The sequence below is a fragment of the Variovorax sp. CCNWLW235 genome, from assembly GCF_037204085.1.
Classification (GTDB): Bacteria; Pseudomonadota; Gammaproteobacteria; order Burkholderiales; family Burkholderiaceae_C; genus Variovorax.
The window spans coordinates 56,605-78,192 of record NZ_JBBCBW010000024.1 but is presented as its reverse complement, the minus strand read 5'-3'; the positions used below and the strand labels follow the sequence as shown (position 1 = coordinate 78,192).

Below are 21,588 nucleotides of genomic sequence, written 5' to 3'. Positions count from 1 at the left end.
AAAAAAACGTAAGCCGCCGCTAAGCTCGGCGCATGCAACTACCCACCTACGACGACGTCATTGCCGCGGCCGCGCGGCTCCAAGGCCACGCCCATCGCACGCCCGTGCTGCGCTCGACCACTGCCGACGAGCGCTGGGGTGCCCGGTTCTTCTTCAAGTGCGAGAACTTCCAGCGCATGGGCGCATTCAAGTTTCGCGGCGCCTTCAATGCGCTCTCGAAATTCGACGCTACGCAGCGCGAGGGCGGCGTCATCGCGTTTTCTTCGGGCAACCACGCGCAGGCCATTGCGCTGTCGGCGCGGCTGCTGTCGATGCCCGCGGTCATCGTCATGCCCAAGGACGCGCCTGCCGCCAAGGTGGCGGCCACCAAGGGCTACGGCGCCGAAGTGGTGATGTACGACCGTTTCACCGAAGACCGCGAGGCGCTGACCAGGCGGCTCGCGCAGGAGCGCGGCATGACGATGATTCCGCCCTACGACCACCCCGATGTGCTCACGGGGCAGGGCACGGCGGTGAAGGAGTTGATCGAAGAAACCGGTCCGCTCGACCACCTGTTCGTGTGCCTGGGCGGCGGCGGGCTGCTGTCGGGCTCGGCGTTGTCGGCACGCGCGCTGGCGCCCGAATGCAAGGTCTACGGCGTGGAGCCCGAAGCGGGCAACGATGGCCAGCAGTCGTTCCGCGCGGGAAAAATCGTGCACATCGAAACGCCCAAGACCATTGCCGACGGCGCGCAGACACAGCACCTGGGCGAATACACCTTCGGCATCATCAAGCGCGACGTGAACGACATCTTCACCGTGACGGACGACCAGCTCGTCGAAGCGATGCGCTTCTTTGCGGAGCGCATGAAGATAGTGGTGGAGCCGACGGGCTGCCTTGCGTTTGCGGGCGCCATTGCGGCACGCGAGGCCATGGCGGGGCAGCGCGTCGGCATCGTGATCAGCGGCGGCAACGTCGACCTGTCGCGCTACGCGGCCTTGCTCGCCTAGCTCGCTCGCTCAGGCGCGGATTCCTTCGGCGGTCAGGTGCAGCAGCCGGTCTGCGCGGGCCGCGGCGCTTTCGGAGTGCGTGACCAGCACCAGCGAGGCGCCGTGTTCACGCGTCTGGCCGATGAGCAGCTCCATCACCTTGGCTGCGGTGGTCGGATCGAGGTTACCCGTGGGCTCGTCGGCCAGCAGCAGGGTGGGGCGGTGCACCAGTGCGCGCGCAATGGCCACGCGCTGCAGCTGCCCGCCTGAAAGCGTTTGCGGCAGCCGCGCGCCCATGCCGGGCAGGCCCACCGCATCGAGCATGTGCGCGACACGGCTTTCATCGCGTTGCTGGCCGAGCAGCATCAGCGGCAGCGACACGTTCTGCGCCACGTCCAGGTGCGGCAGCACGTGGAAGGCCTGGAACACGAAGCCGACATGGCGGCGGCGCCAGAGCGCGCACGCCTCGCCGTCGAGCGCGCCGATGTCGGTGCCGCCCTGCGTGACGGTGCCCGCGTCCCAGCTGTCAAGCCCGGCCATGCAGTTGAGCAGCGTCGACTTGCCCACGCCCGATTCGCCCACGATGGCGACGAACTCGCCGGGCTCGACAGTGAGCGTCACGTTCTCGAAGACGGGCACGTCGCCGTAGTGCTTGGCAAGGTTGGAAATGCGCAGTGTCATGCGGCGGTTGCAATGCGTTGAACGGCGGTGCGCACCGAGTCGGGTGCGTCGCAGGCAATGATGGCGCGCTCAGGCATGCTGCGCAGCCAGGTAATTTGTCGCTTGGCCAGCTGGCGCGTGGCCGCAACGCCGCGCTCGCGCAGCTCGGCGATGGCCTTGGCGCCCGGCCTCTCGTTGCCGCAGGCATCGAGCATTTCCCACGCTTGCCGATAGCCCACGCAGCGCATCGATGGAAGCTCCGTCGACAAATCGCCGCGCGCGCGCAGTGCCTTGACCTCGTCGAGAAAACCGGCGGTGAGCATGGCGTCGAAGCGATCGGCAATGCGCGCATGCAGCCAGGCGCGGTCGGCGGGTTCGAGTGAGAAGAGCGCGCCGCCGGCCAAGCCTTTTGCGGCCTTGTTTTCACCCGCATGAAAGCTGGACAACGGCTGCCCGCTGCTTTCCCACACTTCGAGTGCGCGCTGGATGCGCTGGCTGTCTTGCGGCGCAAGGCGGGCGGCCGTCGCGGGGTCGACCTGGGCCAGCCGCGCGTGCATGGCGGGCCAGCCGAGCGCCGCGGCTTCGGCGTCGATGCGTGAGCGCACTGCCGCGTCTGCGGCGGGCATGGCGTCGATGCCGTCGAACAGCGCCTTGAAGTACAGCATGGTGCCGCCCACCAGGAGCGGCAGGGCGCCGCGCGCACGGATCTCTTCGACGAGCCGCGTCGCGTCGGCCACGAAAGCCGCCGCGCTGTAGCTTTCAGCCGGGTCGCGAATATCGATGAGGTGGTGCGGCACGCTGGCCTGTTCGGCCTTGCTCGGCTTGGCCGTGCCAATGTCCATGCCGCGATAGATCAGCGCGGAATCGACGCTGACGATTTCGACAGGCCGCAGTTGCGCCACCGCGAGCGCCACGGCGGTCTTGCCGGAGGCCGTCGGCCCCGCGAGCGCGATGTATTTCAGTTTTTCAGGAAGGCCGGAAGCGGCAACGGAGGGCGGCATAAGCGCCCGAGGGTAACAACAAAACCGAAGCCGGGACTTTCGCTCAGATGGCCTGCGCGCTTGCCGTCGCCTTGCCGCGCGCCTCTTGCGGCAGCACGGCCGAATCGGGCCGAGGCGCCGCCGGCAGCACCGGCACCGGCTGCGCGCCGCGCACGAGCGGCGCGCCCTCCGGCTGCCGGGAGGCCAGCGTCGTCTCGGGCTTCATGCGGAACAGCTGCGAGAGCGCCGAACGGTACTGCGCTTCGCCGACCGAGTTGGTGTTGTGGTGCGAACCGCCTTCGACCAGCACGAAGAGCTTGGGCACCGTGGCCGCGTCGTAGAGCTTGCGGCCCAGCGTGGGGTTGATCAGGCTGTCGGCGGTGCCATGCACCACCAGGAGCGGCGCGCCGATGTCCTTGACCCGGTTGATGGCCTCGAAACGCTGCGTGATGAGCGGACCGAACGGCAGCCAGCCCCATTTGAAGCCGCTCACCACGTCGGCAATGGAGGTGAAGGTGCTTTCGACGATGGTGCCGCTCTCGTCCTTGACGTTGGCCGCCAGGTCGATGCCGATGGCGCCGCCGAGCGAGTGGCCGAAGATGTAGCGGTGCTGGCGGGGGTGGCGCGCAGCGAGCCACATCCAGGCGGCGCGGGCGTCTTCACGCGCGGATTCTTCCGAAGGCAGGCCCTTGGAGCTCTTGCCGAAACCCCGGTAGTCGATGGCCAAGACCGAAAAACCTAGTTCGTGCATGCGCTGGATGCGAGGGGCCGAACCGGCCACGTTGTAGCGGGCGCCGTGCAGGTACAGCATCACGGGCCGGTCGGTGGTCTCGGGTTCGCCGCCAAGCCAGAGGCCGTGCAGGCGCGCGGATTCGCCGGTAATGGACGACTGGAAGTCGATCCAGACGTCCTGCATGCCCTCGGTCATGGTGGCGGTGTTGCCCCAGCTGCGGTCGCTGGGCTGAAAAATCCATTCGCGCTGCTGTTCGTCGAATGTGGAGCAGCCGGCGGCCAGAAGGGCGCACAGCGAAATAACGGAGGCAAGCAGAGACCAGCGTTTCATGGACTAGAGGGACAGCAAAGCCGGCAGAAAGTTCATACGCTTTCGTCTGAAACGCGCCGACACTGCGCTTCAGAGCCTCCCCCGGAGTGCCTAAGGTGGCACTTTGTTTTACACATGCAACGCCCGTGCCCGCTTCACGGATGACTGCCAAAAACTCCGTAAAAACCCTCAAAACGCCCGGATTTGTTACCTGCCGCGCATAAAAAGCGCGTCCAGTTCGCGAATCGAGAGCTGCCGCCATGTCGGGCGGCCGTGGTTGCACTGGTCCGAACGCTCGGTTGCCTCCATCTGGCGTAATAAAGCGTTCATTTCGTCGATGGTGAGCTTGCGGTTCGCCCGCACTGCGCCGTGACAGGCCATCGTAGAGAGCAGTTCGTTCTGTGCCCGCTGCACCACAGTGCTGGCGTCGTGCTGGGCCAGTTCGGCCAGAACGCTGCGGGCGAGCTCCACCGGGTCGCCGTCGGCCAGCGTACCCGGCACTGCGCGCACCGCAAGGGTGCGCGGCGAAAACGGCGTGATTTCGAGGCCCAGCGTGGGCAGCACCGCAGCGCAGGCCTCGGCCGTGGCCACTTCTTGCGGCGTCGCTGCAAATGTCGCCGGAATCAGCAGCGGCTGACTCGTGATCGCCGCGCCGTCCAGCTGCGTCTTGAGGCGCTCGTAAACGATGCGCTCGTGCGCGGCGTGCATGTCGACCACGATCAGGCCCTGGCTGTTCTCCGCCAGGATGTAGATGCCATGCAACTGGGCCACCGCGCGGCCGAGCGGCCACGCCTGTTCGTTGGTGGCCAGCGACTCGGACGACGCAGCAGGTTCCGCCGGAAGCCCGACAGGCGCTCGGAACGACATGGGCGGCGTGCCGATCACGGGCCAGCGGGAGGTCTCGGCGCCGGAATACTCCATGGCCGATTCATCGGCCCGCCGCGGCCACATGGCGTCGAAATCGCCCACGCCGCGTTCTGCTGCCGTGAAATTGATGGCCGGCTGCGCCCAGTTGGCTCCCGAGGCCGGCACATTCGGCTTGAAGAAGGGCTGCTGCGCTGCGGCGGGCACCACCGCATCGCCTGCACGAGGCGCTGCAAGCGCGTTCTCGATGGCGTGGCGCACCGCCTGGTGCACCTCGCGGCCGTCGCGAAAACGCACTTCGATCTTGGTCGGGTGCACGTTCACATCGACCCGCGACGGATCGATTTCGAGGTAGAGCGCGTACACAGGCTGGCGCTGGCCGTGCAGCACGTCTTCGTAGGCGCTGCGCACCGCGTGCGAAAGCACCTTGTCGCGCACGAAGCGGCCGTTGACGTAGAAGAACTGCTGGTCGCCGCGCGACCGCGCCGCATCGGGAATGCCCGCGCGGCCGACCACGCGCACCGCGCCGCCGATGTGATCGACCGCCACGCTCTGTGCCACGAAGTCGTCGCTCAATGCATCGGCCAGCCGCTGCTCGCGCTTGTCGGCGGCGCGCCACTGCTCCATCAGCTTGCCGTCGTGCCACACCGAAAAACCGACCTCGGGCCGCGCCAGCGCATGCCGGCGCACCGCCTCGATGCAATGGGCCAGTTCGGTGGCGTCGGTCTTCAGGAACTTGCGGCGCGCGGGCGTGGCGAAGAACAGCTCTCGCACTTCGACCGTAGTGCCGACGGAGCGTGCCACCGGGCGCAGTTCGCCGGTGCGTCCGTCGAGCGCAAAGGCGCTGTCGGCGCCGGTAAAGCGCGAAAGAATGCTGAGCTCGGCAACCGCGTTGATTGCCGCGAGCGCCTCGCCGCGAAAGCCCATGGTGCCGACCGTTTCAAGGTCGTTGAGGCTCGCGATCTTGCTGGTGGCATGGCGGCGCAGGGCCACCGTGAGTTCTTCGCGCGGAATGCCCAGCCCGTCGTCTTCGACGGAGATCAACCGCACGCCGCCCGACGCCAGCCGCACTGTGACCTGGCTTGCGCCGGCATCGAGTGCGTTGTCGAGCAGTTCGCGCACCACCGAAGCCGGCCGCTCGACCACTTCGCCGGCGGCGATCTGGCTGATCAGCTCGTCAGGGAGCTCGCGGATCGGCCGGCGTTCGAGGGTGGGAATGGAGGAGGGGAGGGCGCTCACGCGAGCATTCTAGAAGCCCTGCCGGGTTGTATCGAGCTGTCATGGAGCGTGTCCGAATCCGTCACGGGACAACGGTTGGCGTGCAGCACGGATAATCCGCCACCATGGAAATCATCAGCTTTCTCGTCGACTTCATCCTCCACGTCGACAAACACCTCGAGGCCTTCGTCGTTGCCTATGGCCCCTGGGTCTATGCGCTGCTCTTCCTGATCGTGTTCGTGGAGACCGGCGCGGTGGTGATGCCGTTCTTGCCCGGCGACTCGCTGCTCTTCATTGTGGGGGCGCTGTGCGGCGTGGGGCTCATGAGCTATCCGATCGCATGCGCGGTGCTCATCGTGGCGGCCATTCTGGGCGACCAGTGCAACTACAGCATCGGCCGCTACTTCGGGCCCAAGGTGTTCAAGTGGGAGAATTCGCGCTTCTTCAACCGCAAGGCCTTCGACCAGGCGCATGCGTTCTACGAGCGCTACGGCGGCATCACGATCGTGCTTGCGCGCTTCATGCCGTTCATTCGCACCTTCGCGCCCTTCGTGGCCGGCGTGGCTGAAATGAACCGGGCCAAGTTCACCATGTTCAACGTGGGCGGCGCGCTGATTTGGGTGCTCGGCATCGCAACGGCGGGTTACTTCTTCGGCAACCTGCCTTTCGTTCGCGAGCATCTCGACAAGATCATCTGGGCGTTGATCATCGTGCCCGGGTTGCTTGCAATCTTCGGCGCATGGCGCGCGTCGCGCGCGGAAAAGGCGCGTGAGCAATTGCCTTCGAAGGCCTGAACACCGCGCCCCAAAAAAAGCGCGCCAGTGATGGCGCGCTTCAATATTGGGTTGGTAGAGGGTCAGTAGGTCGGGCCGTTGCGCGGGTAGTAGGTGCCCGGCGGATAGGCGCGCTGGCTCTCGTAGTAGTTGCGCTGGTTGCGTTCGTCGACACTGCGGCCCACTTGGTTGCCGATCACGCCACCCACGGCTGCACCGCCCAGGGTACTGGCCGTGTTGCCGCCGATGGCGTGGCCGACCGCTGCGCCGCCGAGTGCGCCAACGCCCGTGCCCAGGTTCTGGTTGGGACCGGAAGCGCAACCTGCCAGCGCCATGACCGAAGTCGCTGCTGCAGCGGGAATCCAGATGCGTGCTTTCATGATGTCCACCTTTCTAAAGTGATGGGTTCATGATGGGCAAAAGCGGCCCGGCCCCTGTGTAGGAGCCTGCCGCGCATGACTGTGCGGTGCCACGGGCCGGCCCGCGTGGGACAGCAGGGCGGCGCGCAGGGGTTTAAAGCTGACGGCTGCGCGCGAGCGGCGGGTTCTGCGCAAAGTAGCGCTGGATGCCGCGCATCAGCGCATCGGCCAGGCTTTCCTGGTAGCTCGCACTGCGCAGGTTCGATTCTTCTTCGGGGTTGCTGATGAACGCCGTCTCGACCAGCACGCTTGGAATATCGGGTGCCTTGAGCACGGCAAAACCTGCCTGCTCGACTTGCGGCTTGTGCAGCCGCGCGCCAATGCCGCGAATTTCGCCGAGCATGGCGCCGCCGAGCTTGAGGCTGTCGTTGATCTGCGCTGTGGTGCTCATGTCGAGCAGCGCACGCTGCACCTGTGCCTCGTGGTTGCCGACGTTCACGCCGCCCACCTTGTCGGCTTCGTTTTCCTTGTTGGCGAGCCAGCGCGCGGCGCTGCTCGAGGCACCGCTCTGGCTCAACGCAAAAACGCTCGCGCCGCGCGCGGCCGGTGTGGTGAACGCATCGGCGTGGATGCTCACGAAAAGATCGGCCTGCACGCGCCGCGCTTTTTGCACGCGCACGCCAAGCGGCACGAAGAAGTCGGCATCGCGCGTGAGAAATGCGCGCATCGGATTGCCGCCGACGCTGCTGGCGTTGATGCGGTCGCGCAGGCGATGCGCAATCTGCAGCACGATGTCTTTCTCGCGCGTGCCGTTAGGGCCGATGGCGCCGGGGTCTTCGCCGCCATGGCCGGGGTCGAGCGCCACGATGATGATGCGGTCGGTGCGGCTTGCGGTGGCGCCGCCGCGCGAGGCCGGGGCGGGCGCGGGAGGCGGCGCCACCGCCGCGGAAGGTGCCACGGGCGGTGCTGCGGGAGGTGCGACGGGCGCCGGCGGCGCGGCGGGGCCGGGCCGTGTGGCCTGTTGCGCCATCAGCTCGCCCAGCGGATCGGGTGCCGGCGCGGATGGAGGCATGGCCACGGCCGGCGGCCGGGCGGGCGTTGCGGGAGGTGCGATGCTGCCGGGCGCAGGGCGCGGCGCGGGCACGTTGGGCGAGGGCCGCACGAGGATCGGCGGGCCGCCATCGGGCGCCAGGCGCGAAGACGGCGCGGCGGGCGGCGGCACCGAAGGGGCGCTGGCCACTGCGGTGTCGTTGCTGTTGCTCCCGTTGCTGCGAGGTGCCTCGCGCAGCCGCTCGGTAATCAGCGCTTCCATCGGGTCGATGGCTTTTTCGGGGTAGAGGTCGAGCACCAGCCGGTGCTTGTACGCGGCAATGGGCGCAAGCGAAAAGACCTGCGGCACCACGGCCTGCTTCAGGTCGAACACGATGCGCACCACCTTCGGTGCGTTCTGGCCCACGCGCAGGCCGTTGATGTACGGATCGCCCGGCTTGATCTTGCCGACCAGTTCGCGCAACTCGGGGTTGAGGTCGATGCCTTCGATGTCCACCGCCAGCCGCGGCGGACTGCCGACCACCAGCTGCTGCGAATGCAGCCGTGCATCGGACTCGATGGTGACGCGCGTGTAGTCGGCCGCGGGCCAGACGCGCACGGCGAGGATGGTGGCGCCGCGCGCAATCTGGTGCACGCCGAGCATCAGCGCAATGCTGCCGCCCTGCAGGAGCACGCGCCGCTTGAGGCCGCCCGCCTTCATGCGGCGATGTGCGTCAGCAGGTCGCTGCCGCGAGGAGTATTCGCAAGAAGGGTCACGCTGCGTGTGTCGTCTGTCATTGCTTCTATTTTAATAGCGAGGTCCGCAACTGGTGTGCGGCCCGCAGCGTTTTCTGGCCATTCGGCAAGCTTGAGCCCCGGTCCGGCAAAAATGTCACGGAAGCCGGCGTCGTCCCACTCGCGTGGATCGTTGAAGCGATAGAAGTCGAAATGGAAGATGGCAAGGCCGTCGGGCGCCTCGTGCGGCTCGACCACGGCATAGGTCGGGCTCTTGATGCGGCCCTGGATGCCGAGCGCGCGCAGCAGGTGGCGCACGAAGGTGGTCTTGCCGGCGCCGAGATCGCCGTGCAGCGCAATGAAGGCATCGCGCAATTCGGGTGCGGCCGCAAGCGCGCGCGCAAAGGCGTCGGTGTCCTCCTCGCTGCGCCAGCGCAGTGTGCGGCCGGCGTTCTTCGGCGTTTCTACAATCGGCAAGTGATCGTCAGCCATCCACTCGTTGCTCGTATTCAGGCATTGGCCCGGGAACTCGGATTCTCCCAAATCGGAATCGCGGGCGTCGATTTATCGAGCGCCGAGGAAGGTCTGATGCAATGGCTGGCCCATGGGTTCCATGGCGAGATGAAATACATGGCAACGCACGGCGCGCGCCGCGCGCGGCCCGCCGAGCTGGTGCCGGGCACGGTCAGCGTGATCACGGCGCGCATGGACTACCTGCCGCGGGATACGCACCTGGACGATTGGCAGGCCGTGGAATTCGATCGCCTCGAGCGGCCCGGCGAGGCCATCGTCTCCGTCTATGCGCGTGGGCGCGACTATCACAAGGTGCTGCGCGCGCGGCTCGCCAAGCTGGCCGAACGCATTGCGGAAGAGGTGGGCCCTTTCGGGCATCGCGCCTTCACCGATTCGGCCCCCGTACTCGAAGCCGAGCTCGCATCGCGCAGCGGCCAGGGCTGGCGCGGCAAGCACACGCTGGTGCTGGACCGCAGCGCGGGCTCGATGTTCTTTCTCGGCGAGATCTATGTCGACATGGCGCTGCCCGAGAGCGAGCCGGTCACCGCGCATTGCGGCAGCTGCAGCGCCTGCATCGACGTGTGCCCGACCAAGGCCATCATCGCGCCGCACCGGCTCGATGCGCGGCGCTGCATTTCGTACCTCACCATCGAGCACGGCGGGCCGATTCCGCTGGAGCTTCGGCCGCTGATGGCCAACCGCATCTACGGCTGCGACGATTGCCAGCTGATCTGCCCCTGGAACAAGTTTGCGAAGAAGAGCGCGCTGCCCGATTTCGACGCACGCGAAGGGCTGACCGGGCAGGCGCTGGCTTCGCTTTTCGCGTGGAGCGAGGACGATTTCTTGCGCTTCACCGAAGGCAGTCCCATCCGGCGCATCGGGCACGAGCGCTGGCTGCGCAACATCGCCGTGGCGCTGGGCAATGCACTGCGCGCGGGCGAGAGCGGCGCCGCGGAAGCCCTGGCCACGCGGGCATCGGATGCGAGCGAACTGGTGCGGGAGCACGTGGCCTGGGCGCTGGCGCAGCGCCCGAACGCCGAGCAGCGCTAGCGCGGCAAGGCCAGCGCGAACGGCAGGCTCGCCACGCCGAGCAGCGTCGACAGGGTCACGAGTCCGGCCACATACGGGCCGTTGTAGCCCATGCGCGCCGCCAGAACATAGGCGCTCGAGGCCGTGGGCACCGCGGAAAACGCCATCAGCACGGAAGCCTGGGTTGCATCGAGCCGCAGCGCGCGAGACAGGCCCCAGGCGACCAGCGGCAGCAACAAATGCCGGATTGCCAGCACCGAAACCGCCAGCACCTTGCCGCGCCCCAGCGTGGCGAACTGCATGCCCGCGCCCGCGGCCAGCAGGCCCAGCGCGAGCGAGGCGGCGCCGATGCGCGTGAGCGTCGGCGTGGCCCAGTTCGGAACGGTGAAGCCCAGCAGGTTGCATAGCAGGCCGGTCAGCGTGGCGACGATCAGCGGGTTGCGCACCAGCTGCCGCGCAAAGCCGCTCTGCGCATGCCGCGCCATGGGCCACACGGCCGCAATGTTGAACATCGGCACGCACACGCCGATCAGCACCGCAATCAGCAACAGGCCCTGCGGGCCGGCCAGTCGTTCGGCGAGCGCAAGGCAGATGAAGGAGTTGAAGCGAAACCCGATCTGCGCGCTGGCCGCATGGTCGCGGCGGTCGATGTGCGAGCGCAGGCCCGGCACGTAGGGCAAGGCATAGGCCAGCGCGATGCCGCTGAGCCCGACGCCGACGCCTGCCGTAAGCAGGCTCGAGGTGGCGCCAAAATCGAGCGGGCTGCGCACGATCGAATGGAACAGCAGCACCGGGAAAAGAAAGTAGTACACAAGGCTCTCGACCTGGTCCCACACGCGGCGGTCGAGCGCGGTGTAGCGGCAGAGCAGCCAACCGATGGCAATGAGCGAAAAATCCGGAAAGAGCAGCTGGGCGAAGTTCACCGCTTCGAGCATAAACCGTCGGCGGCCATGGGTAATCCACAGCACCGGCCAGGCGCGAAGCGGCTAGCATCCGGGGCTTTGCTTTTTCGACATCAGTCAATCAAGGAGTTATAGATGCAACGTCGTCAATGGGGCGCCATGGTGGGTGCCGCCGCGCTGGTCGCGGTCGCGGGCCAGAGCTTCGCGCAGGGCTATCCGAACAAGCCGGTCGAACTGAGCGTGCCCTTTGCACCGGGCGGCACGACCGACATCGTGGCGCGCGTGATTTCCGACCCCCTGGGCAAGGTGCTGGGCCAGCCGGTGGTGGTGATCAACCGCGCCGGTGGCGGCGGCATTGTGGGCGCGGCCGAAACGGCACGCGCCACGCCAGACGGCTACAAGCTCGGTGTTGCCACGGTATCGAGCACGGCGGCCAACCCGGCCATCAACCCCAAGGTGCCGTACGACCCGATCAACGATTTCACGCCGATCATCAACATCGCGGCCACGCCGAACATCATTGCGGTGAACCCGAGCTTCCCGGCCAAGAACTACGCCGAGTTCGTGGCCGAGCTCAAGAAAAACCCCGGCAAGTATTCGTACGCCTCGTCGGGCACGGGCGGCATCGGCCACCTGCTGATGGAGCTCTACAAGAGCCTGACCAACACCTTCGTCACGCACATTCCCTACCGCGGCGCGGGCCCGGCGCTGAACGACGTGGTGGCCGGCCAGGTGCCGATCATGTTCGACAACATTCCCTCGGCCATGCCCTTCATCCAGAGCGGCCGCCTGATTCCCATCGTGGTGTCGGCGCCGCAGCGCCTGGCCGCGCTGCCCAACGTGCCGACCTTCAAGGAAGTGGGGCTCGAGCCGGTCAATCGCATGGCCTACTACGGCATCCTCGGGCCCAAGGGCCTGCCGAAGGAAGTGGTCGACAAGATCAACGCCGGCGTGAAGAAGTCGGTGGAAGACCCGGCCGTGAAGAAGCGCATCGAAGACACGGGTTCGCTGATCGTGGCCAACACGCCCGAGCAGTTTGCCGCGCAGATCAAGGCCGAATACGACGTCTACAAGCAGGTGGTTGCCAAGCAGAAGCTGAAGCTCGACTGATCCTGCTTCTTGCGAACAGGCCGCCCGCGCCACGGGCGGCCTTTTTCTTTGGTGATCTTCTTTTTGATATCTTGCGAGCATGACCGAGGCGGCCGCCGTACAAACCCCTGAGATCGACGACTTCATCGATGCCCTCTGGCTGGAGGACGGGCTGTCGAAGAACACGCTCGCCGCCTACCGCCGCGACTTGGCATTGTTTGCGCAGTGGCTTCGCAAGGAGCGCAGCGGCGCGGTGCTCGACACCGCGAAGGAAAACGACCTGCAGGCCTACATGGGCGTGCGCCTTTCCAGCGAGGGCAAGGCCACCTCGGCCAACCGGCGGCTCACCGTGTTCAAGCGCTACTACCGCTGGGCACTGCGCGAGCGGCGCATCGTGGCCGACCCCAGCCTGCGGCTCGCGCCGGCACGGCAGATGCCGCGCGCCATCAAGACCCTGTCGGAAAAGCAGGTGGACGACCTGCTGGCCGCGCCCGATGTGGAAACGCCGCTCGGGTTGCGCGACCGCGCCATGCTCGAGCTGATGTATGCGAGCGGGCTGCGCGTGAGCGAACTCGTCGCGCTAAAGGCCATCGACATGAGCCTGAACGACGGCGTGCTGCGCGTGCTGGGCAAGGGCAACAAGGAACGCCTGGTGCCGTTCGGCGGCGAGGCGCGGCGCTGGATAGAACGCTACCTGGAAGAGTCGCGGCCCGTCATCCTCGACGGGCAGCAGACGCCCGACCTGTTCGTGACCTCGCGCGGCGCGGGCATGACGCGCGTGATGTTCTGGGTCATCGTGAAGAAGCAGGCCGCCGCCGCCGGCATCCACGTGCCGCTGTCGCCGCACTCCCTGCGCCACGCGTTTGCCACCCACCTGCTGAACCATGGCGCCGACCTGCGTGCGGTGCAACTGCTGCTGGGCCATGCCGATATTTCGACGACCACCATCTACACCCATGTGGCGCGCGAGCGGCTCAAGCAGCTGCATTCGCAGCATCATCCGCGGGGCTGAGGGCTGGGCGAATGGACCGCGCAATGCCGCTGCCGCCACTGCACATTGGTTGCGCCGGCTGGAGCCTGCCGCGTGCGTTGTGGCCGGAGTTTCCAGCCGCCGGCTCGCACCTCGAGCGCTATGCGCAACGCTTCGACGCGGTGGAAATCGACACCTCGTTCTACCGGCCGCACCGGCGCGAAACCTACGAGCGCTGGGCCGCGAGCACGCCCGAGGGTTTTCGCTTTGCGGTCAAGCTGCCGCAATCCATCACGCACGAGAAACGGCTGCTCGATGCCATGCCGGAGTTCGATGCTTTTGTCGAACAGGCCGGCGGATTGGGCGCCAAGCTCGGCTGCCTCGTCGTGCAGCTTCCGCCGAGCCTGACTTTCGATGCCGGCACGGTGAAGCGTTTTCTTTCGGCGCTGCGGCGGCGGCACCAGGGCGCGGTTGCGCTCGAGCCGCGGCATCGCAGCTGGTTCACGCCGCAGGTGGACGCGTTGCTGTCGCAGCTCCAAGTGGGCCGCGTGCTGGCCGATCCTGTCCTGTTCGACGAGGCGGCGGCTCCGGGCGGGTGGCCCGCGCTGGCGTACCTGCGGCTGCACGGCTCGCCGCGGCGGTATTGGTCGGCTTACGACAACGCGCTCCTTGTGCGGCTTGCAAAGCGGCTGCGGCAGGCGCGCGAAGAGGGCGCAGCGTGCTGGTGCATCTTCGACAACACGGCCGGCGGCGAGGCCGTGGGCAACGCGCTCACGCTGCTGCGCATTGATTCAGAATCGGCGGTCTCTTCAGACCGTCAGCCATGATTTTTTCCGGATCCGATATGCATTTTTCGTTCAAGCCGTCGCGGCGCCTTGCCGCTCTGGCGCTTTGCTGCGCAGCCGCCGCGGGCGCGCAGGCCCAAACCGCTCCCAAGACTATCCGCCTCATCGTGGCGTACCCCGCGGGCGGCGTCAGCGACGTGGTGGCGCGCGCGCTCGGCGACAAGCTTGCCGCGCAGCTCGGCACCACGGTGGTGGTGGAAAACCGCGCCGGCGCGAGCGGCGCCATCGGCATGGACGCCGTGGCCAAGGCCGCGCCTGACGGCGCCACGCTCGGCTTCTCGGCCATCAGCCCGCTGGTGCTGAGCCCGCACCTGGGCAAGCTGCCCTTCGATCCACTGAAAGATATCGCGCCCGTTTCGAGCGTGATGTATTCGCCGGTGCTGCTGATTGCCACGCCGGCCAGCAAGTCGAAGGATTTCCGTGCGCTCATCGCCGATGCCAAGGCGCAGCCGGGCGCGGTGCGCTGGGCCACTTCGGGTCCGGCGTCGCTCGGCCACATCGTGCTGGAGCAGGTAAGGGCGGCCACGGGCGTGGACATCACGCACGTTCCCTACAAAGGCGGCGGCCAGCAGCTCAACGACGCGCTGGGTGGGCAGTTCGAAATTCTCTCGACCAACGCGAGTCCCACGCTTTCGTCGCACATCCAGTCGGGCAAGCTGCGTCCGCTGGCGGTGGGCGCACCCGCGCGGCTCGAGAGCCTGCCGCAGGTGCCCACGCTGGGCGAGCTTGGCTACAACGCCGCAAACATCAACTCGCTGTTCGGTGTGTTCGCGCCCGCGGCAACGCCGCCCGCGCTGATTGCGAAATACAACGCCGAGATCAACAAGGCACTGGCCAGCCCCGAGCTGCGCGCCAAGCTCACGGCCACCGACAACGTGCCCACCGGCGGCACGCCGGCCGCCTTTGCGAAGGAGATCGCTTCGGAGTTCGAGGCCAACGGGCGGATCATCAAGGCGGCGAACATCAAGGCCGATTGACCCTGTCGCTTGCAGGACCGTTGTTCCCTACCTTATAGTAGGTAGATGTCCAGCGCCACAGCCCTTGCCACCGGCAGCACCCGCGAGCAGATCCTCGCGGTGGCGCGCTCATTGATCGAAACGCGCTCTTACCTGGGCTTCAGCTTCCAGGATGTGGCCGATGCGGTCGGCATTCGCAAGGCGAGCCTGTATCACCACTTTCCCACCAAGGAGGCGCTGGGCATCGCGGTGATCCGCGAGGCCACGCAGCTTTTCAAGAACTGGGAGGCCGCAAAGGTGCGCACGCCGAAGGATGCCCTCGAATCCTATTTCCGCATGTACCGCAACACGCTCAAGGCGGGTTCGGGCATGTGCCCGGCAGGGGCGTTGACGCCCGGCTGGGATTGCATCAACGACGAACTGCGCCAGGCCGTGCAGGAGCTGCGCAACACGCAGGTGCTGTGGCTCACCGGCGTGCTCGGCGCGCTGGCTCCGGCCGGGCACAAGAAGGGCGCATCGGCGGCATCGCTGGCGGCCTATGTGTTCTCGGTGTGCCAGGGCGCGCTGCTCGCGTCGCGCATGACGGGTCGCGCCGAAGACTTCGACGAAGCCATCGCGCAGCTCAGGAGTTCATTGCCTGGTTGACGCCGGGCGGATCGCAGGCACGCATCGGCGTGCTTATTTTGGCCCTGTTGCCTACCGATTGGATGGTAGGTTTGTCATAAGGAGCATCTTCATGAAAGCAGTCATTTCCGCCTACGCCCGCTCGCCGTTCCACTTCGCGAAGAAGGGCGCACTTGCGGAGGTTCGCCCCGACACGCTGGCCGCCGGCGTGGTGAGCGGCCTGCTGCAGAGCACGGATCTGGACCCCGCGCTGCTCGAAGACATCGTCCTCGGCTGCGCCTACCCCGAAGCCTCGCAAGGCAACAACCTTGCACGCATCGTCGGGCTGCTCGCGGGGCTGCCGCATGAGGTGGGCGGCATGACGGTGAACCGCTTCTGCGGCTCGTCGATGCAGGCGGTGCATATTGCCGCGGCGCAGATCGAGGCAGGCATGGGCGAGGCCTTCCTGTGCGTGGGCGTGGAGTCGATGACGATGGTGCCGCAGGGCGGCTTCAATTTCTCGCCCAACCCGGAGCTGAAGGAAGGCACCGACGCCTACATCTCGATGGGCGAGACGGCCGAGAACGTTGCGCAGCGCTGGAACGTGAGCCGTGCCGACCAGGAGGCCTTTGCCGTCGAATCGCACCGCAAGGCCGCCGCCGCGCGCGCTGAAGGCCGCTTGGCAGGCGAAATCGTGCCGGTGCGGCTCGCATCTGGTGACATGGTCGATGCGGACGGCTGCATCCGCCCGAGCACCTCGGCCGAGGCGCTGGCGGGCCTGAAGCCGGCGTTCCGTCCCGATGGCGTGGTAACCGCCGGCACCTCGTCGCCGCTCACCGATGGCGCTGCGGTCGTTCTCGTCACCAGCGACGCCTTTGCAGCAAAGCACAACCTGCAGCCGCTGGCCCGCATCAGGTCCTTCGCAACCGTGGGCGTGGATCCGGCGATCATGGGCATCGGTCCGATCCCTGCGACGCGCAAGGCGTTGGCCCGTGCGGGCCTGACTGCCGCGGATCTCGACGTGATCGAACTCAACGAAGCGTTCTCGTCGCAGGCGCTGGCCTGCATTCGCGACCTGGGCCTCGATCTGGCCAAGGTCAATCTCGACGGCGGCGGCCTGGCCATCGGCCATCCGCTGGGCGCGACGGGTGCGCGCATCACCGGCAAGGCCGCGGCCCTGCTGACGCGCGAGAAAGGCCGCTACGCGCTGGCCACGCAATGCATCGGCGGCGGGCAGGGCATTGCCACCATCCTCGAACGGGTCTGAAGGCTGGAGAATGCGCGCAGGCACTACAAGGAACCCTCATGGCGGCACTCCCTGACGACACCGGCGCCAAGCGCGCGCTGTACCTCGAAGACCTGTCGGTCGGCGACCGTTTTCGCAGCGGCGAACACACGCTGGACGCGGCGCAGATCAAGGCCTTTGCGCTCCAGTTCGATCCGCAGCCTTTCCACACCGACGAAGAGGCCGCGAAGAACACCTTCTTCGGCGGGCTCGCGGCGAGCGGCTGGCACACGGCGGCACTCACGATGAAGCTGCTGGTCGAGAGCGGCATTCCGCTGGCCGACGGCATCATCGGTTCGGGCGGCGAACTGCAATGGCCCAAGCCCACGCGGCCGGGCGACGTGCTGCATGTGGAGGGCGAGGTGGTTGAAATCGTCCCGTCGCGTTCAAAGCCCGGCCGCGCGATGGTGACGATGCGCTGCCGCACGCTCAACCAGAACGGCGATGTGCTGCAGAACTTCGCGCCCAAGCTGGTGGTGCACGCCAAGCCTGCGTAGGCCGGTCTCTTCTTCTATTCAGTCTTGCCGCCGGCCGAAAGCGCGCGCATCTCTTCGGCGCTGAAGCCGGCGCGCTCGCGTGCCTCGAAGTTGAACGGCGGTTTCAGGCGCGGCGCTTCGTAATGCGCCACGAGTTCGGGGTAGGTCCGTTCCGGGTCGCGGCCGGCGCGCTCGCAAAGCCAGCGGTACCAGCGGTTGCCGATGGCCACGTGGCCCACTTCATCGCGCAGGATGACGTCGAGGATCTCGACCGCGCGCAGCGCATCGGGCGTGTTGACGCGTTTGAGCTTGGCCTGGATGAGCGGCGTGGCGTCGAGCCCGCGGGCCTCGAGCGTGCGCGGCACCAGCGCCATGCGCGCGAGCACGTCGTCCTTGGTCTTCTCGCACATGCTCCAGAGCCCGTCGTGGCCCGGGAAGTCGCCGTATCGGTATCCCATGCCCTGCAGGTGCGCATGCAGCAGCGTGAAGTGCTGGGCCTCCTCGTCGGCCACGCGCAGCCAGTCGCGGTAGTAGGCCTCGGGCATGCCGTCGTAGCGCCACACCGCATCGAGCGCAAGGTTGATGGCATTGAACTCGATGTGGCAGATCGAATGGATCAGCGCGGCGCGGCCCTCGGGCGTGAAGGGCGAGCGCTTTTGCACGGCGGTAGCAGCCACGCGCACCGGCTTTTCGGGGCGGCCCGGCACGCCAAGGTCGTCCCCTTCGGTGCGCAGGGGTTCAAGTGCTATGGATTCGGTAGCTGCCAGTGCAGCCGTGGCGCGCGTCGCAGCCACCTTGGCTTCAGGGTCGGTCAGTCGCAGCGCGGCCAACGCGCTCAATCGGGGGTGCATCCCTACAATTCTAGTTTTTGCCCCGCTCGGAGACCTTCACGATGGCCCTTTATGAACTCGATGGCGTTGCGCCGCAACTTGGCACCGGCGCATGGGTGGCCGACAGCGCGGAAGTGATCGGCAACGTGAAGTTGGGTGAAAACGCGAGCATCTGGTTTGGCGCGGTGCTGCGCGGAGACAACGAGACGATGACCATCGGCCGCAACAGCAACGTGCAGGACATGTCGATGCTGCACTCGGACCCCGGCAGCCCCCTGACCATCGGCGAGAACGTCACCATCGGCCACCAGGTCATGCTGCACGGCTGCACCATCGGCGACAACTCGCTGATCGGCATCCAGGCCGTGGTCTTGAATAACGCGAAGATCGGCCGCAACTCGATTGTCGGCGCCGGCAGCGTCGTGACCGAGGGCAAGGAGTTTCCAGACAACTCGCTGATCTTCGGTTCGCCCGCCAAGGTCATGCGCACGATCAGCGACGAAGACGCCGCCCGCTTGCGCCACGGCTCCGACCATTACGTACAGAACGCCGTTCGCTATGCGAAGGGCCTCAAGAAAATCGCCTGACCCGCGCAGGCCCAACAGAAAGAAGAATCCGTTTTGAGCGAGCTGCACAAATTCCTGTTCGATGGCCTGCCGGTGCGCGGCGTGATCGTGCGCCTGACAGATGCGTGGCAGGAAATCCTGGCGCGGCGCGCCTCCAACACCACCACCGGCGCCTATCCGCCGCCCGTGGCCGAGCTGCTCGGCGAAATGACGGCGGCGGCCACGCTGATGCAGGCCAACATCAAGTTCAACGGCTCGTTGATCCTGCAGATCTTCGGCGACGGTCCGGTCAAGGTGGCTGTGGCCGAGGCCAAGCCGGACCTGAGCCTGCGTGCCACTGCCAAGGTCATCGGCGAGCTGCCGGCCGACGCGCGCCTGCCCGACATGGTCAACGAGAACAACAAGGGCCGCTGCGCGATCACGCTCGACCCGAAGGACAAGCTGCCGGGCACAACGCCGTACCAGGGCGTGGTGCCGCTCTTCGACGACGAAGGCGAGAAGCTCGGCAAGCTCAGCGACGTGCTGCAGCACTACATGCTGCAGAGCGAACAGCTCGACACCACGCTGGTGCTCGCGGCCGACGACAAGGTGGCCGCGGGCCTCTTGATCCAGCGCCTGCCGGTGAAGGGCGAGGGCAACCTCGAAGGCGCGCCTGGTTCTTCCGGCACTTCCGGCAAAGACCACGACCAGGCCAACGAAGACCAGATCGGCCGCAACGAGGACTACAACCGCATCTCGATTCTTGCGTCGACACTGACGCGCGACGAGCTGCTCACGCTCGACGTCGAGACCATTCTTCGCCGCCTGTTCTGGGAAGAAAAATTGCTGCGCTTCGAGCCGCAGGCCGGCCTGCTGGGGCCGCATTTCGCATGCACCTGCGGCCGCGATCGCGTGGCGCAGATGATCCGCGGCCTCGGCGTGGAAGAGGCCGAGGAAATTCTTGCCGAGCGCGGCGACATCGAGGTGGGCTGCGACTTCTGCGGAAAGCAGTATCGCTTCGATGCCGTCGACACCGCCCAGATCTTCAGGCCGCCGGGCGACCAGGTTCCCGCAAGCCCCGTCGTGCAGTAAGCAGCTCGCGGGGCCTGCATCTTCATCGGGCGGGCTGCCGCAGCACCTTGACCATGGCGGCCAGCCGCTCGTTGGCCAAGCCTGCGTCCAGCGCGCGGTCGAACAAGCCCATCAGGAAATCGGGAAAGCTCGCATCGAGCTTCGCCTCGCGTGCCTGCTTCACGAAGAGCCGGCCGGAGCCCGCGCAGGTGGCCATCGAGCTTTCGGGTTCGCCGTAGCGGCCGGCGTGAATGGCTTGCCCCTCGGCATTGATCATTTCGCCGAGCACCGGAGAAATCGCGCCGATCATCTGCGAGAACTCGTTCACCTGCAGCCCTTCCGATTCGCAGATGCGCACGCCGTGGAAGAACCCGCTCATGGCGCCGAACATGCAGGAGAGCGTGGCCAGGTCCCACGCCGCTGCATTGCCGATGGGCTCGCCCATGTACAGGATGTTGCCGGCAATGGCTTCGAGCACCGGCCGGCAGGCAGTCAGCGCGCGCTCTTCGCCGGAAATGAAGAGCGGCGTGTCGGGCCGACCGATCTGGCCGGGCGTGGCGAGCAGGGCGCCGTCGAGGTAGGCCACGCCGCTCAAGGCGGCCCAGTCGTCGCGCGCATCCTGCGGCGTGCCGGTGCTCAGTTGCACCAGCACCTTGCCGCGCAGGGCATCGGCCACGCCGGGCATCGCGAGGATCGATCGGGACGCCGCGTAGTCGGCCACGCAGATCAGCACCACGGGGCTGGCTTGAACAGCGGCGAGGGCATTGGGCGCGAGCACGGTGCCTTGGTTCAGGATGGGTTCGGCGCGTTCGGCAGTGCGGTTCCAGACGGTCAGCGTGTGGCCGGGTTGAAGAGCCCGCGCGAGTGCGATGCCCATGGGGCCGAGGCCGATGAGAGAAACGTCGGTCATGTTCTTTCTTCCTTTTCTTGATTGCGAATTCAGGCAGCGGCCGGTGTGAGGTTCTGGCCCAGCCCGCCATCGACGGTGAGCCGCGCCCCGGTCGTGAAGGTCGCCTCGAAGGCGAAGAAGAGCACCGCGCGCGCCACCTCTTCGGCCGTGCCGTGACGCCGCATCGGCGTGATCTGGTCGCCCAGGCGGATGAATTCGGCGCGCTCTTCGGCCGTCGCATCGGCAATGCCGAGCGTGGGCGTGTCGATGAAGCCCGGGCTCACGACGTTCACCCGGATGCCGCGCCCCACCAGCTCCGCGGCAAAGCCCGAGGCGAAGGAACGCAGCGCCGCCTTGGTCGCGCTGTAGACGCTCAGCCCGTGCATGCCGCCTTTGTCTGCGATGGAGGAGGTGACGACGATCGCGCCCCCCGCACGCATCAGCGGCACCAGGCGCTGCACGGTGAAAAACGGGCCCTTGGTGTTGATCGCGAAGGCGCGGTCGTAGCCCGCTTCGGTCACCTGCTCGAAAGGCTCCAGCGTCGAAATGCCAGCGTTGATGTGCAGCAGGTCGATGTGGCCGAGCTTTTCCCGGGCGAGCGCCGCGAGTGCGTCGATGTCGGTTAGCGAGCCGGTGTCCGACGCGACGACATGGGCGCGAGGGCCCAGCGTGCGGCGCGCGGCCTCCAGGTTTTTCGGGTTCAGGCCGGTCACGAGCACTTCGGCGCCGCCTTCGAGCAGCGCCTGCGCGGTGGCCAAGCCCATGCCGAGGGTGCCGCCGGTGATGACGGCCTTCTTGCCGGCGTATCTGCTGTTCGCTGGGGTGTCCATGGATCGGGTGTCTTGAATGGTTGTGTTCATGACAGCGGATGATCCGGAAGGCGGCCGGCTCGGTCGCGCACATTCGGCCACGGTGCAGCACGAATGGCCGAAGACGCGCGAGCACGCCTTGCCCGAG

23 protein-coding genes are annotated in these 21,588 nt (G+C 66.9%); 12 read left to right on the top strand and 11 right to left on the bottom strand.

Annotated features, from left to right (window positions below):
- Positions 1-32 precede the first annotated feature (32 nt).
- Complete coding sequence (locus tag V9L21_RS22140) at positions 33-989, top strand: threo-3-hydroxy-L-aspartate ammonia-lyase (RefSeq protein ID WP_337315028.1); 957 nt, start codon at positions 33-35, stop codon at positions 987-989.
- Between the two features lie 9 nt (positions 990-998).
- Here V9L21_RS22140 and V9L21_RS22135 read toward each other — a convergent pair whose 3' ends face one another.
- The 4 genes from V9L21_RS22135 to mutL form a co-directional block, all read right to left on the bottom strand.
- The gene (locus V9L21_RS22135; protein WP_337315027.1) at positions 999-1,649 is read right to left on the bottom strand and encodes an ABC transporter ATP-binding protein; all 651 of its coding nucleotides are present in this window, start codon (positions 1,647-1,649) and stop codon (positions 999-1,001) included.
- Positions 1,646-2,629, bottom strand: a complete 984-nt coding sequence (gene miaA, locus V9L21_RS22130; RefSeq protein ID WP_337315026.1) for a tRNA (adenosine(37)-N6)-dimethylallyltransferase MiaA — start codon at positions 2,627-2,629, stop codon at positions 1,646-1,648. Before miaA ends, V9L21_RS22135 begins: the two co-directional genes overlap by 4 nt.
- A gap of 43 nt (positions 2,630-2,672) precedes the next feature.
- The gene (locus V9L21_RS22125) at positions 2,673-3,671 is read right to left on the bottom strand and encodes an alpha/beta hydrolase (protein ID WP_337315025.1); all 999 of its coding nucleotides are present in this window, start codon (positions 3,669-3,671) and stop codon (positions 2,673-2,675) included.
- Positions 3,672-3,857: 186 nt separating this feature from the next.
- The gene (mutL, locus tag V9L21_RS22120; RefSeq protein ID WP_337315024.1) at positions 3,858-5,753 is read right to left on the bottom strand and encodes a DNA mismatch repair endonuclease MutL; all 1,896 of its coding nucleotides are present in this window, start codon (positions 5,751-5,753) and stop codon (positions 3,858-3,860) included.
- Positions 5,754-5,857: 104 nt separating this feature from the next.
- Between mutL and V9L21_RS22115 the strand changes: the two genes are divergently transcribed.
- A complete protein-coding gene (locus tag V9L21_RS22115) occupies positions 5,858-6,526 on the top strand; it encodes a DedA family protein (protein WP_337315023.1) in 669 nt (222 codons plus the stop codon).
- Positions 6,527-6,588: 62 nt separating this feature from the next.
- Here the strand turns inward: V9L21_RS22115 and V9L21_RS22110 are convergent, their stop codons facing one another.
- From V9L21_RS22110 to tsaE, 3 genes are all read right to left on the bottom strand, one after another.
- Positions 6,589-6,885: a glycine zipper domain-containing protein gene (locus tag V9L21_RS22110; RefSeq protein WP_337315022.1), complete on the bottom strand. Its 297-nt coding sequence runs from the start codon at positions 6,883-6,885 to the stop codon at positions 6,589-6,591.
- Positions 6,886-7,018: 133 nt separating this feature from the next.
- Positions 7,019-8,614 (bottom strand): N-acetylmuramoyl-L-alanine amidase, encoded by a 1,596-nt coding sequence (locus V9L21_RS22105; RefSeq protein WP_337315021.1) that lies wholly within the window; start codon positions 8,612-8,614, stop codon positions 7,019-7,021.
- Entirely contained in the window at positions 8,611-9,120 is a 510-nt protein-coding gene (gene tsaE / locus V9L21_RS22100) for a tRNA (adenosine(37)-N6)-threonylcarbamoyltransferase complex ATPase subunit type 1 TsaE (protein ID WP_337315020.1), read from the bottom strand. The genes V9L21_RS22105 and tsaE overlap by 4 nt, the downstream gene beginning before the upstream one ends.
- On the opposite strand from tsaE, the gene queG reads away from it, so the two are divergent.
- Positions 9,106-10,191 carry a tRNA epoxyqueuosine(34) reductase QueG gene (queG, locus tag V9L21_RS22095; protein WP_337315019.1) on the top strand — a complete coding sequence of 362 codons (1,086 nt, stop codon included), beginning with the start codon at positions 9,106-9,108 and terminating at the stop codon, positions 10,189-10,191. The two genes, tsaE and queG, sit on opposite strands and share 15 nt — an antisense overlap.
- Here queG and V9L21_RS22090 read toward each other — a convergent pair.
- A complete protein-coding gene (locus V9L21_RS22090; RefSeq protein ID WP_337315018.1) occupies positions 10,188-11,105 on the bottom strand; it encodes an AEC family transporter in 918 nt (305 codons plus the stop codon). The two genes, queG and V9L21_RS22090, sit on opposite strands and share 4 nt — an antisense overlap.
- A gap of 102 nt (positions 11,106-11,207) precedes the next feature.
- On the opposite strand from V9L21_RS22090, the gene V9L21_RS22085 reads away from it, so the two are divergent.
- The 7 genes from V9L21_RS22085 to V9L21_RS22055 all read left to right on the top strand — a co-directional run bounded on the left by V9L21_RS22085 (position 11,208) and on the right by V9L21_RS22055 (position 17,317).
- Positions 11,208-12,182 carry a tripartite tricarboxylate transporter substrate binding protein BugE gene (locus tag V9L21_RS22085; protein WP_337315017.1) on the top strand — a complete coding sequence of 325 codons (975 nt, stop codon included), beginning with the start codon at positions 11,208-11,210 and terminating at the stop codon, positions 12,180-12,182.
- Between the two features lie 79 nt (positions 12,183-12,261).
- Positions 12,262-13,173: a site-specific tyrosine recombinase XerD gene (xerD, locus tag V9L21_RS22080; RefSeq protein ID WP_337315016.1), complete on the top strand. Its 912-nt coding sequence runs from the start codon at positions 12,262-12,264 to the stop codon at positions 13,171-13,173.
- Between the two features lie 23 nt (positions 13,174-13,196).
- Positions 13,197-13,958, top strand: coding sequence for a DUF72 domain-containing protein (locus tag V9L21_RS22075; RefSeq protein WP_337315015.1), 762 nt, complete (start codon positions 13,197-13,199; stop codon positions 13,956-13,958).
- A 17-nt stretch (positions 13,959-13,975) separates the two neighbouring features.
- Complete coding sequence (locus V9L21_RS22070; protein ID WP_337315014.1) at positions 13,976-14,953, top strand: Bug family tripartite tricarboxylate transporter substrate binding protein; 978 nt, start codon at positions 13,976-13,978, stop codon at positions 14,951-14,953.
- 45 nt (positions 14,954-14,998) lie between these two features.
- Positions 14,999-15,577, top strand: coding sequence for a TetR/AcrR family transcriptional regulator (locus tag V9L21_RS22065; RefSeq protein ID WP_337315013.1), 579 nt, complete (start codon positions 14,999-15,001; stop codon positions 15,575-15,577).
- A gap of 91 nt (positions 15,578-15,668) precedes the next feature.
- Positions 15,669-16,802, top strand: coding sequence for a thiolase family protein (locus V9L21_RS22060; protein WP_337315012.1), 1,134 nt, complete (start codon positions 15,669-15,671; stop codon positions 16,800-16,802).
- Between the two features lie 38 nt (positions 16,803-16,840).
- Positions 16,841-17,317 (top strand): MaoC family dehydratase, encoded by a 477-nt coding sequence (locus tag V9L21_RS22055; RefSeq protein ID WP_337315011.1) that lies wholly within the window; start codon positions 16,841-16,843, stop codon positions 17,315-17,317.
- Between the two features lie 14 nt (positions 17,318-17,331).
- On the opposite strand, the gene V9L21_RS22050 is transcribed toward V9L21_RS22055, so the two are convergent.
- On the bottom strand, positions 17,332-18,147 hold the full coding sequence (locus V9L21_RS22050) for a ferritin-like domain-containing protein (RefSeq protein ID WP_337315010.1): 816 nt from the start codon (positions 18,145-18,147) through the stop codon (positions 17,332-17,334).
- Between the two features lie 41 nt (positions 18,148-18,188).
- Between V9L21_RS22050 and V9L21_RS22045 the strand changes: the two genes are divergently transcribed.
- On the top strand, positions 18,189-18,713 hold the full coding sequence (locus tag V9L21_RS22045; RefSeq protein ID WP_157614698.1) for a gamma carbonic anhydrase family protein: 525 nt from the start codon (positions 18,189-18,191) through the stop codon (positions 18,711-18,713).
- 33 nt (positions 18,714-18,746) lie between these two features.
- Positions 18,747-19,763, top strand: coding sequence for an Hsp33 family molecular chaperone HslO (gene hslO, locus V9L21_RS22040; protein ID WP_337315009.1), 1,017 nt, complete (start codon positions 18,747-18,749; stop codon positions 19,761-19,763).
- Positions 19,764-19,785: 22 nt separating this feature from the next.
- Here the strand turns inward: hslO and V9L21_RS22035 are convergent, their stop codons facing one another.
- Positions 19,786-20,652, bottom strand: coding sequence for an NAD(P)-dependent oxidoreductase (locus tag V9L21_RS22035; protein WP_337315008.1), 867 nt, complete (start codon positions 20,650-20,652; stop codon positions 19,786-19,788).
- A 29-nt stretch (positions 20,653-20,681) separates the two neighbouring features.
- Positions 20,682-21,461: an SDR family oxidoreductase gene (locus V9L21_RS22030; protein WP_337315007.1), complete on the bottom strand. Its 780-nt coding sequence runs from the start codon at positions 21,459-21,461 to the stop codon at positions 20,682-20,684.
- Positions 21,462-21,588 lie beyond the last annotated feature (127 nt).